This is a genomic window from Hominisplanchenecus murintestinalis, assembly GCF_943193015.1.
GTDB classification, from domain to species: Bacteria; Bacillota; Clostridia; order Lachnospirales; family Lachnospiraceae; genus Hominisplanchenecus_A; species Hominisplanchenecus_A murintestinalis.
In genome coordinates, this window is the sequence record NZ_CALPCM010000054.1 from 1 (window position 1) to 11,070 (window position 11,070).

14 protein-coding genes are annotated in these 11,070 nt (G+C 47.2%); 13 read left to right on the plus strand and 1 reads right to left on the minus strand.

Annotated elements, in window-relative coordinates; genetic code table 11:
* A partial coding sequence (locus NFR99_RS13145; RefSeq protein WP_251353867.1) for a transposase occupies positions 1-420 on the plus strand: 420 nt, incomplete at its 5' end.
* 286 nt (positions 421-706) lie between these two features.
* The gene (locus tag NFR99_RS13150) at positions 707-1,267 is read left to right on the plus strand and encodes a hypothetical protein (RefSeq protein WP_251353868.1); all 561 of its coding nucleotides are present in this window, start codon (positions 707-709) and stop codon (positions 1,265-1,267) included.
* Positions 1,268-1,607: 340 nt separating this feature from the next.
* Here NFR99_RS13150 and NFR99_RS13155 read toward each other — a convergent pair whose 3' ends face one another.
* The gene (locus NFR99_RS13155; RefSeq protein ID WP_120483502.1) at positions 1,608-2,087 is read right to left on the minus strand and encodes an FMN-binding protein; all 480 of its coding nucleotides are present in this window, start codon (positions 2,085-2,087) and stop codon (positions 1,608-1,610) included.
* A gap of 209 nt (positions 2,088-2,296) precedes the next feature.
* Here NFR99_RS13155 and NFR99_RS13160 point away from each other — a divergent pair, with 209 nt between their 5' ends.
* From NFR99_RS13160 to NFR99_RS13210, 11 genes are all read left to right on the plus strand, one after another.
* Positions 2,297-4,264 carry a C69 family dipeptidase gene (locus NFR99_RS13160; protein WP_120483500.1) on the plus strand — a complete coding sequence of 656 codons (1,968 nt, stop codon included), beginning with the start codon at positions 2,297-2,299 and terminating at the stop codon, positions 4,262-4,264.
* A gap of 132 nt (positions 4,265-4,396) precedes the next feature.
* Positions 4,397-5,011 carry an NUDIX hydrolase gene (locus NFR99_RS13165; RefSeq protein WP_135976494.1) on the plus strand — a complete coding sequence of 205 codons (615 nt, stop codon included), beginning with the start codon at positions 4,397-4,399 and terminating at the stop codon, positions 5,009-5,011.
* 38 nt (positions 5,012-5,049) lie between these two features.
* On the plus strand, positions 5,050-5,550 hold the full coding sequence (locus NFR99_RS13170) for a YcxB family protein (protein WP_251353869.1): 501 nt from the start codon (positions 5,050-5,052) through the stop codon (positions 5,548-5,550).
* A gap of 7 nt (positions 5,551-5,557) precedes the next feature.
* On the plus strand, positions 5,558-5,995 hold the full coding sequence (gene tsaE, locus NFR99_RS13175; protein ID WP_251353870.1) for a tRNA (adenosine(37)-N6)-threonylcarbamoyltransferase complex ATPase subunit type 1 TsaE: 438 nt from the start codon (positions 5,558-5,560) through the stop codon (positions 5,993-5,995).
* A 52-nt stretch (positions 5,996-6,047) separates the two neighbouring features.
* Positions 6,048-6,755, plus strand: a complete 708-nt coding sequence (tsaB, locus tag NFR99_RS13180; protein WP_251353871.1) for a tRNA (adenosine(37)-N6)-threonylcarbamoyltransferase complex dimerization subunit type 1 TsaB — start codon at positions 6,048-6,050, stop codon at positions 6,753-6,755.
* On the plus strand, positions 6,749-7,183 hold the full coding sequence (gene rimI, locus NFR99_RS13185; RefSeq protein WP_251353872.1) for a ribosomal protein S18-alanine N-acetyltransferase: 435 nt from the start codon (positions 6,749-6,751) through the stop codon (positions 7,181-7,183). Before tsaB ends, rimI begins: the two co-directional genes overlap by 7 nt.
* A gap of 128 nt (positions 7,184-7,311) precedes the next feature.
* Complete coding sequence (locus tag NFR99_RS13190) at positions 7,312-7,536, plus strand: hypothetical protein (protein WP_120483490.1); 225 nt, start codon at positions 7,312-7,314, stop codon at positions 7,534-7,536.
* Between the two features lie 25 nt (positions 7,537-7,561).
* The gene (locus tag NFR99_RS13195) at positions 7,562-8,470 is read left to right on the plus strand and encodes a ribonuclease Z (RefSeq protein WP_120483488.1); all 909 of its coding nucleotides are present in this window, start codon (positions 7,562-7,564) and stop codon (positions 8,468-8,470) included.
* A gap of 13 nt (positions 8,471-8,483) precedes the next feature.
* Positions 8,484-9,512, plus strand: a complete 1,029-nt coding sequence (tsaD, locus tag NFR99_RS13200; RefSeq protein ID WP_251353873.1) for a tRNA (adenosine(37)-N6)-threonylcarbamoyltransferase complex transferase subunit TsaD — start codon at positions 8,484-8,486, stop codon at positions 9,510-9,512.
* Between the two features lie 4 nt (positions 9,513-9,516).
* Positions 9,517-10,212 (plus strand): 2-C-methyl-D-erythritol 4-phosphate cytidylyltransferase, encoded by a 696-nt coding sequence (gene ispD, locus NFR99_RS13205; RefSeq protein WP_251353874.1) that lies wholly within the window; start codon positions 9,517-9,519, stop codon positions 10,210-10,212.
* Between the two features lie 264 nt (positions 10,213-10,476).
* On the plus strand, positions 10,477-11,070 hold a 594-nt coding region (locus NFR99_RS13210; RefSeq protein WP_251353875.1), incomplete at its 3' end, for an AAA family ATPase.

Sequence of the window (11,070 nt, forward strand, 5' to 3'; positions counted from 1 at the left end):
CTAACACAGATGCAGGCATTAGCCAAGAGTCTGCCGGAATATCCGGTTGTCAGGGCAATGGGAGGTGTTGGAAATGTGCTTGCGCCCAAATTGATCGCAGAGATTGGGGATGTGAGGAGATTCCATAGTGGAAAAGCCCTGATAGCCCACGCAGGAATCGACGCGCCTCCATATCAATCAGGGCGGTTCATTGGAACAGAGAGAAAAATATCCAAGAGAGGATCTTCCAGTCTGCGTAAGATTGGATATGAAGTGATGAGATGCCTGAAAACACATAAAGAACCAGAAGACGCAGCCGTGTATAGGTTTATCTTGAAGAAAGAAAAAGAAGGGAAATCGAAACGTGCAGCTAAGATAGCAGGATTAAATAAATTTCTCAGGATTTATTATGCACGTGTAATGGAAGTATACCAGAATTAAAAAGAACTAAAGCAGAGAATACGACAGACCGGATTTTTTCACCGGTCTAATTGTCGTGGAAAAAATTCGTATCAAAAATTTATAAAAAACCTGCCAGAAAGTCTTGACTTTTGTTAGCAGGTTTTTATGCCCAAAAGGCACATCAGCTCATTGATGACTTTTTGCGGCAGAGATGCCGGAAAGGAAAGGCATATCATCATGCAGGCAAAAGGCTGGCACTATGCCAGATATCCATGACTTCGATTTGTTGCCAATTAACTAAATCGACAAATCGGAGGAAAATATCATGGAAGATAGAATATACACATTTTATGACAAATACCAGAAAGTCAGATATGAAAACGTAACTGCAGAGGAGCTGGATTTTTTGAACAAATCTTATAATAAGGATAAATATTTAATGCGTGATCAGTACATCAGGCAGAACATTTGTCTTTTTTCTTCATTGGAAACCGAAGAAGGTAATTTTACGGATTATCTCTCTGATCGGAATGCAGATGTTGCCCAGCAGATTACAAGCGAAAGTTTCTTTAAAGAGTTATTTTCGGATTTAACGGAAAGAGAAAAGCGGATTGTATGCGAAAATCTCGTAGAAGGAAAAAGCCTGGGAGAAGTTGCAGACAGCTTAAAGATTTGCTATCGTCAGGCAAGCAGAGATAAAAAGAGTGCTTTAAGCAAAATGCTGAAACGTATGAAGGCAGCCGGATATAGATCCTATGCGGAAGCGGAGAAGGATCTGCTGAATAATGGTGGATTTGCACCAACGCAGATGGATGCTCAAAATAGTATCCAGAGGAAGAGAATGGGGGCAGTGAGATTGCCGTCGGATAGTGTGAAAAGGAAATAAAAATTAGATTGCCAGGGGCATTGATTGCTGTAATCAGTGCCTCTGGTTATTTTTTGAAGTATTACTATTGTGTCGATAAAATGTGATTAATGCTGAAAGAAATTAAAAGTTAGCATAAAATATAAAACAGACCTAATCAAGCGTATTGTGCTCAAACCGATTAGGCTTTCGGCGAAGTGTTACGATAAACGCTTCGCCATTTTGTTTGCCCAGTGTGTGGGATGTTTAATGGGGTGAAAGTAAGATATGAGCCAAAAACAGATAAACGGATTTACTGCCTTTGGCTCATAGTATCATTTACTGAATATTTCTCGCAAGCCGCCTGGTTAACTGCGTTGCCTTACTCTGCCGTCGGGGTTCCCTCACGGGCGGTTTTCAGCGCGGAGTTCACGGCGTCTAACAATACCTGCGAGGTGTAGCGGCTCTCCTCAGAATATGTAATGTCTTCTGTGGATTGTTTTTCGCAGATTTGCTGGGCGAGTTCCTCCAGGGCAGGCTGTACCAGAGGGTACATGGTCGTAACTGAATCGCTCAGGTTTACCAGCCGGATGGAATTGATATGGTCGCTGTCCACGGTGACTTCTACATCCAGGGCATTGTCGTTCAGGGTAATAGGGGTCGTATAGACGCCGGGGGTATATCTTGCCGAGACAGAAGAGCTGTCCTGTCCGTTGGCAGGATAGGTACTGGGGGCAGAGGCTGATTTTGGTCGAAACATTATAATCATCAATATCACCAGAATAATTCCTAAAGTGATAAAAATTCCGGTATAAATCAACTCCCTCATGCGAAATACCATGATTTTAGTTTTTGAACCCATCTGCAGTCCTCCTAACCATTTAATATAGTAAGATTGATTTTCTATAGTTTATGGCCAGGCGATGGAGGATATGCCTTATCTTTGCGAAAAGTGTGCCGCATTGCATAGGTATTGACTTATTATGCATAAATGCGTATAATAATAAGCTGAATTAGGAATGGCTGCGTGGCGGCAGTGCATAATATATTATTCAGAAAGAAGGAGTACATATGAAAAAGAAAGGTTTCAAAGTAACTGGACGCGGGCTGATGCTGGCGATGGCTGTTGCGGTGACTTCCCTGGCAGCCGGGAGCATGACGGCAGAGGCGTGCACTTCCTATTATGCAGGGAAAAAGACGACTGTGGACGGTTCTATTATGTTTGGACGTACAGAGGATATCGGCGGATCCCACAGTAAGATTTTTAAGGTTTATCCGGCGGCAGTTCATGCGCAGGGTGAGATGTATAAAGATGTAACGAAGTTTACCATGCCGCTTCCGGCAAAGACATACCGTTATACTGCATGTGAAGATGATCCGGGATACGGCGGAGAGTTATTTGGCGAAGTAGGGACGAATGAACTGGGCGTGTCTATGTCGGCGACAGAATCAGCTTCGCCTGTAAGCGCAGTTAAAGAGGCCGATCCGTTTACGGATAACGGAATTACAGAGGCAAGTATGGTGAGCGCGGTTCTTCCGTGCATAAAGACAGCAAGAGAAGGAGTGGATTTCCTGGCGGATATTCTGGACACTTACGGAGCCGGAGAGGGAAATACACTGATGTTTGCAGATAAGAACGAGTGCTGGTATTTTGAAATTCTGTCCGGCCATCAGTATGCGGCGATCAAGATGCCGGAGGATAAGGCAGGCATCATGCCGAACTGTTTCATGATAGGAAACATCGATGTGACGGATACGGAAAATGTGGTTGCTTCAGAGGAACTGATTTCTACTGCAGAAAAGGCAAATGTTCTGGTGCGTGACGGCGAAAATACAAATACCATTAACATCAGGAAGTCTTATGGCGGGACTATGAGGGAATCGAATACAAACCGTATCTGGGGAGGCCAATTGATTCTTAATCCTGATTTGAAAGAGACAATTACACCTGAGGATGCTGATTATGAGATGTTTGTAACCCCGAAGGAAAAGGTTAGCATACAGACGCTGTATAAAATTGCAGGTACACAGTATGAGAGTGAAGAATTTGAAGGCATAGAGTCTGAAAAAGTGCTGACGGTTATCGGAACTCCCAGATCCTGTGAATGCCATGTATTGCAGATTCGTCCGGAAATGCCCACGGAGCTTGCTACCGTTGAATGGCTGAGCATGGGGTCGGCAGATCTGTCGCCGTTCCTTCCGTTCTACAGTGCGGCTCTCACTGATACACATCCGGCATATAAGGCTGGAGATATAGTTTATAATGACGCTTCTGCTTACTGGGCCTTCCGTTCGCTGGCATCCATGAGCATGGCAGCGGCATCCAGGGATTTGGCGGCAAATAATATAAAACAATATTGGACGAATTATGTAAATTCACTTGTGGAGGCGCAGGCGTTTGTAGATGAGAAGATGCTTTCTTTATACAAGACGAATCCGGCGGCAGTTTCTGCAAAGGCTGATAACCTGGGAATGGCAGTTGCAGATGAGGCTATCGCTGCCGCAAAGCAGATGTATCGTGAGCTGGCAGCCAGGCTTGCTGCCGGAAATGGCCAGATCGTGGCAACCCGGAAAGAACCGACTTTTATTCCATCTATGCTGAAAGCAGAGAAATATTCGGGCTATTCATATGACATGGTTTATAAGGCGCCGGAGAACTTTACAGCCACGAAAGAAGAAGTAGATGCTTTAAAAAGCCAGGCAGCGCAGGCTAATAAAAACTTCGCTGATGCGCAGGCGAAACTTGCTGATGTACAGAAAGAGCTTGCTGCGGCACGGAAAGAGCTTGAGCAGTTAAAGAAGCCGCAGGTGAAGATTTCAACAAACAAAACGAAATATACGGTGAAGAAGGGGAAAAAAGTAAAAATTAAAGCTTCGGTAGAGAATGCTTCCGGCAAGAAAATTATTTTTAAATCTGAAAATAAGAAGGTTGCAAAAGTAAGCGCTAAGGGCGTGGTCACGGGAGTGAAAAAAGGAAAAGCTGTGATTAGCATTAAATGTAATGGCGTTACGAAAGAAGTAAAGGTTGTTGTAAAATAATCCATTTCGTTAAAATCTAAATCCCGGGAAGGAAACAAAAGGATTTCCTTTCCGGGATTTTTGTGTTATGATGTCTGGAGAGTAATGGGACAGGGCTCCGGGGGTCAGGAGCAGAGACAGGGGGCAGAGGACATGAGCCGGATTAAGAAGATTGATAAGCTGACGGACAGCAGATATCTGAATATGTACCAGCTGCAAGCCAGTGATCGGCTGGGCGGGGATGTGAAATATTTTGTGGCGTCCCGGGCAAAAAGGACGGAAGAGCTCCAGATAAATACACGGAGCTGGAAACCGGACGGAGTGATTATTTACAGCCTATACGGAGAGGAAAGAGATAAGGTGCTGCTGGTAAGGCAGTACCGATACAGTATTGACGAGTATATTTACGAGTTCCCGGCGGGGCTGGTTGACGAGGGTGAGACTTACCGGCAGGCGGCAGTCCGGGAAGTGAAAGAGGAGACCGGGCTGACGCTTCATCCCCTGATGGTGGATGAGATGTATGAAAAGCCGTATTTTACCACGATTGGGATGACAGACGAGTGCTGTGCGACTGTGTATGGTTATTCGGAAGGAGAAATCAGCAGCAGATGGCTGGAGGATACGGAAGACATAGAAGTTGTGCTGGCGGATAAAGAGGAAGTGAAGAGAATCCTGAAAGAAGAGAAAGTAGCTATCATGTGCGCTTACATGCTAATGCATTTTTTGCAGGATGAAGAACCGTTTGGCTTTTTACAGCCGCCGGGCTGAGAAAAATTTATAGCACGAAACTGTGCGCGGAGGTAATGATGGAAGTAAAGTTTGAAGTAAAAATGACACAAAAAGTAATGTACAATTTTTTGATGAATCACACCTATCGGAGCATGACAGGAATTTCAGGAGTGCTCTTTGGCGTGGCAGCGCTTGCCATTTTGGGAGTGACTTATGGGAATGTGCCGACCTGGCAGAGCGGGGCTTATCTGTTGTTTGGCGTATGGTTTCTTCTGTATTTGCCGGTAAGCCTTTATACCCGCGCTGCAAAACAGGTAAAGTTAAATCCTGCTTTTAAAAAGCCTATTACATACATTATAAACGAAGAGGGAGTCACGACGATGCAGGAAGATAAGAAGGCCGTGATTGCCTGGGAAGATATGATGAAAGTGACAGAAACAAAGCTTAGCCTTCTGGCATATACGGGAAAACGCTATTCGTTTGTACTGCCGAAGGAATGTATGGGAGGGCAGTATGAGGATGTGGTGAAAATGATTCGTGAGCATATGGAGCCGCAGCGTGTGAAGATAAAAGGATAAGAGAGTTATGGTTACAGAGACATTTTGTGCAGAGGAGACATTTGAATTGGGCAGAAGCCTGGGAGAACAGGCAAAGCCGGGAGATATCTATACGCTGAACGGCGATTTGGGAGTGGGAAAGACGGTATTTTCCCAGGGGCTGGCGAAGGGGCTTGGGATTGCAGAGCCGATTAGCAGCCCTACGTTCACGATTGTCCAGGTATATGAGGAGGGCAGACTGCCTTTTTACCATTTTGACGTGTATCGTATCGGAGACGCAGAAGAAATGGAAGAGATTGGATACCAGGATTATTTCTATGGGAACGGGGTATGCCTGATTGAGTGGGCAGACCTGATTCGGGAAATCCTTCCGGAAAAAGTCATTCCGGTTTTGATTGAGAAGGATCTGGAAAAAGGGTTTGACTATCGGAAAATCACGGTTGGGATAGAAGAAGTTTACGAGTAAGCTTTCAAATCTATCGGGAAGATGCAGCGAGTGCGTAAGGAAAGGGAAACGTATGAAGGTTTTGGGAATTGATAGTTCAGGGCTGGTTGCTACAGTGGCGGTAGCAGAGGATGATAATCTGCTGGCAGAGTATACCGTAAATTATAAAAAGACCCATTCGCAGACGCTTTTGCCCATGTTGGATGAAATCGTACGGATGACAGAGCTGGATTTGAGTACGCTTGACGCAGTAGCAGTGGCAGCAGGACCGGGGTCCTTTACCGGGCTGCGTATCGGTGCGGCCACAGCGAAAGGGCTGGGGCTGGCGCTCGGAAAACCGCTGGTAGAGGTGCCCACCCTGGAGGGGCTGGCGTATAATTTATATGGCACTTCCCATCTGGTTTGTCCGATGATGGATGCCAGGAGAAGCCAGGTATATACAGGGATCTATGAATTTGAGCAGGAAGAGCTGAAAGCCCTGGAAAGCCAGACGGCGGTTTCAGTGCAGGAGCTAACGGAAAAAGTCAACGGCCTTGGAAGGGAAATTATCTTTCTGGGAGATGGGGTTCCAGTGTACCGTGATATCCTCTGTGAAAATTTGAAAGTGCCTTATCATTTTGCACCGGCACATATGAATAAACAGCGTGCAGGCGCGGTGGCGGCGCTGGGGCTTCGCTATCTGGCCGCCGGAAGGACGGTACATGCCAGGGAGCATCGGCCGGATTACCTGCGCATGTCACAGGCTGAGAGAGAGCGTGCAGAGAAGGCGGGAGCATGTTAGAAATACGGGAAATGCGGCCGGAAGATTTAGAGCGGGTGGCGGAAATTGAAAAGAAGATATTTTCTATGCCCTGGTCAAGAGAAGGTTTTGCAGAGTCTTTGGAGCAGGATTATACGTTGTACTTAACGGCTGTGCAGGATGGCGGGATTATTGGGTACTGCGGAATGTCTCAGGCTTTTGAAGAAGCAGAAATTACCAATGTAGCTGTAGAGGAAAAAAGCAGGGGTCAGGGGACGGCAGAAAAGATGTTGCGGGAACTGTTCAGGCGGGGTGAAGAGAAGGGAATCAGCAGGTACATTTTGGAGGTTCGCTTTGGAAATGCGGCGGCGCGGCGTTTGTATGCGAAGCTGGGCTTTGAGGATGTGGGCGTCCGGAAGGGGTTTTATGAGAGGCCGGCGGAGGATGCGGTCATTATGGTGAAGGATTGAGTTTTGTTTCCAATCCTGTGCGGAATTTCCACTATACATAAGTGATGTTTTCTGTTATTCTGTGGACGGAAACAACAGACGACGCAGGTAAGCGGGATATGCTTATCCGATTTACAAGGAGGAAACGTATGCACAGGAATGGTGAAATTTACTGTAACAAATGTAAAAAACAGATAAACAGCAATCAGGGCATGAATCGGGAAGAGTTTCTCCGGGTAGAGAAAGTCTGGGGATATTTTTCCGGCAAGGACGGTGAAAAGCACAGCTTTGATTTGTGTGAGAGCTGTTATGATGAACTGCTTAAGGGGTTTGCCCTTCCGGCAGAATGTGAGGAAGAGACGGAGCTTCTTTGAGTGGTATAGGGAAGGAAAGAGGACAATGTTAGACGTATGTTTGCTTGGGACAGGGGGGATGATGCCGCTTCCGTACAGATGGCTCACCTCCCTGATGCTCCGTTATAATGGGAGCAGTATTTTGATAGATTGCGGAGAGGGAACGCAGATTGCAGTAAAGGAAAAGGGCTGGAGCTTTAAACCGATTGATGTGATTTGTTTTACGCATTATCATGGAGATCACATCAGCGGGCTTCCGGGGCTGCTGCTCACGATGGGAAATGCGGAGAGGCATGAGCCGCTGACGCTGATAGGGCCGAAAGGACTGGAGCGGGTGGTGAACGCTCTCAGGGTGATTGCGCCGGAGCTTCCTTTTGAGCTGAAATTTTTGGAAATCCAGGGGACGGAGCAGACATTTGAAATGAACGGCTATCGGATTAAGGCATACAAGGTTAACCACAATGTGCTGTGCTATGGTTATGCCGTGGAAATTGACAGGGCAGGGAAATTTGATGCAGAGAGGGCAAAGGCGGAAGGGATTCCGTTGAAATGCTGGAATCTTCTGCAAAAAGGGCAGACGGTTGAAGCAGAAGGAAGGACTTATACGCCGGATATGGTCTTAGGGCCGCCCAGGAAAGGAATTAAACTTGCTTACTGTACAGACACAAGGCCGACTCAGTCTATTTCGGAAAACGCCCGAGGAGCGGATTTATTTATCTGTGAAGGTATGTACGGAGAACCGGATAAAGAGCAGAAAGCCAGAGAGTATAAGCACATGACTTTTAAGGAAGCGGCAAAGCTTGCGAGGGAAGCGGGCGTCCGGGAAATGTGGCTGACGCATTACAGCCCGTCGCTCACCCGTCCGGAGGAATTTATGGGAGATGTGCGGAAGATTTTCCCAAACAGTTTCCCGGGAAAGGATGGGAAATCCGTGGAGCTGGCGTTTGAGGATTGATGAGGGAGGAGAAATGGAAGAGAAGAAAGATGTACTGATATTGGCGGTTGAAAGTTCCTGTGATGAGACAGCGGCGGCGGTTGTCAGGAATGGACGGGAAGTTCTTTCAAATATTATCTCATCACAGATTGAGCTGCATAAGCTTTACGGGGGGGTTGTGCCGGAGATTGCATCCAGGAAGCACATAGAGAAGATTAATCAGGTGATTGAGGAGGCTCTTAGTCAGGCAGGCGTGGGGCTGGAGGAGCTGGATGCCCTTGGAGTCACGTATGGACCGGGACTGGTAGGAGCGCTCCTGGTGGGAGTATCTGCGGCAAAGGCTATCAGCTATGCCGGGAGGCTTCCGCTTGTTGGAGTGCACCATATTGAGGGGCATATTTCAGCGAATTATATTGAGCATCCTGATTTGGAGCCGCCTTTTGCGTGTCTGGTGGTTTCCGGAGGACATACGCATCTGGTGGTGGTAAAGGATTATGGAAAGTATGAAATTATCGGACGCACCAGGGATGATGCGGCGGGGGAAGCTTTCGACAAAGTGGCGCGGGCGATTGGCCTGGGCTATCCCGGCGGGCCGAAAATAGATAAGCTTTCGAAGCAGGGCAACCCCGATGCAATCCGGTTCCCAAAAGCCCATGTAGCAGACGCGCCCTATGATTTCAGTTTCAGCGGGCTGAAATCGGCGGTACTGAACTATCTGAACGGGTGCAGAATGAAGGGGGAGCAGGTGGTGGAAGCTAATGTGGCGGCGTCTTTCCAGAAAGCGGTCATAGACGTGCTGGTAGAGCACTCCATGATGGCGGTAGAAGAATTTGGCTTTGATAAATTTGCTATTGCAGGAGGAGTCGCGTCAAATTCCTCTCTCCGCCAGGCTATGGAAAAAGCATGTCGGGAGCGTCACATAGGTTTTTATCATCCCTCTCCGATTTTCTGTACAGACAATGCGGCGATGATCGGGGCGGCAGCTTACTATGAGTATATGGCGGGAACAAGGCATGGGCTTGAGTTGAATGCCGTGCCAAATCTGAAGCTGGGGGAGAGGTAGAGACATGGAGGAACGGAATACGGCGGTTGTGCTGGCAGCAGGCAGAGGGTCGCGCATGAATTCGGACATACAGAAACAGTATCTGCTGATCAAAGGGCGTCCTGTCCTGTATTATTCCCTTGCGCAGTTTCAGCAGTGCCTATTTATCGATGAAGTCGTGCTGGTGACAGGCCGGGAAGAAATCGATTACTGCCGCAAAGAGATTGTGCAGAAATACGGATTTACAAAGGTGCAGAAAATCGTTGCGGGCGGAAAAGAACGCTATCATTCGGTATATGAAGGGCTGAAAGCGGCAGGGACATGCAATTACGTATATATCCACGACGGAGCCAGGCCGTTTCTGAGCAGAGAAATCCTGGAGCGCGCCCATGACGGGGTACGCCAATATGGGGCGTGCGTGGCCGCCATGCCCGTCAAGGACACGATAAAAATCAGCGATGCGCAGGGCTTTGCAGACTATACCCCGCCGAGAGAGCAGGTGTGGGTTGTCCAGACGCCCCAGGTCTTTGAGTACCGTCTTATAACAGAAGCATATGCAGAGCTTATGGAAAGAGAAGAGCCTGCCGTTACCGATGATGCGATGGTACTGGAAACAGTAACCGGACAGAAAGCGAAATTGGTTTGGGGGTCTTACGAAAATATAAAGATTACGACGCCGGAAGATTTGAAAATCGCGGAAATCTTTCTGGGGGAGACATGATGGGGAGCGGGTTCTCTCCGCAGGCGGAGGGGATGCGCGGAAAAAGCAGAAGCGGCAGATGGGGAATACCTGTCTGCCGCTTCTGCCGTGCCGGGAGAAATTTTATACAATAAGATACATAGTAGAAAGTTTTGGTGAAAAAATTGTGTTTTCTATGGAAAAGTAGGGACGGATTGGTTATAATGGAAAAAAGGCTTTCGGAATATTTCGGACGAAAGAAACGGACAGATGGTATAGACGGCAAAAATGGGAGGAAGTGATTCTATGGCAAGGACGATAGCGATCGGGCGGCAGGATTTTGAAAGAATGAGGACGAGAAATGTTTTCTATATCGATAAAACAGACTTTATCCGCGAATGGTGGGAAGCAGAGGATGAAGTGACCCTGATTACCCGACCGAGGAGGTTCGGAAAGACGCTGAATATGAGCATGACGGAACAGTTCTTCTCTGTAGACTATGCGGGGCGGGGAGATTTGTTTGAGGGGCTTTCCATATGGAAAGATGAGAAATACAGAAAGCTCCAGGGGACGTATCCAGTGCTTTTTATCAGCTTTGCGGATGTGAAAGAAACAGACTTTGACCAGGCAAGAAAAAGAATCTGCATGATTCTTGAGGAGTTATACAATGAATATGACTTTCTTCTGGAAGGAAATCTTCTAAATGAGAAAGAGAAAAAGAATTTTCAAGAAGTGGCAGGAGGGATGGAAAGTTCTATAGCTGTCGCTTCTTTGAAGAATCTGTCAGGCTACATGAGCGCTTATTACGGGAAAAAGGTCATCCTCCTCCTGGACGAGTATGATACGCCGATGCAGGAAGCGTATATGGGCGGATACTGGGAGGAGATGGCAGAGTTTATC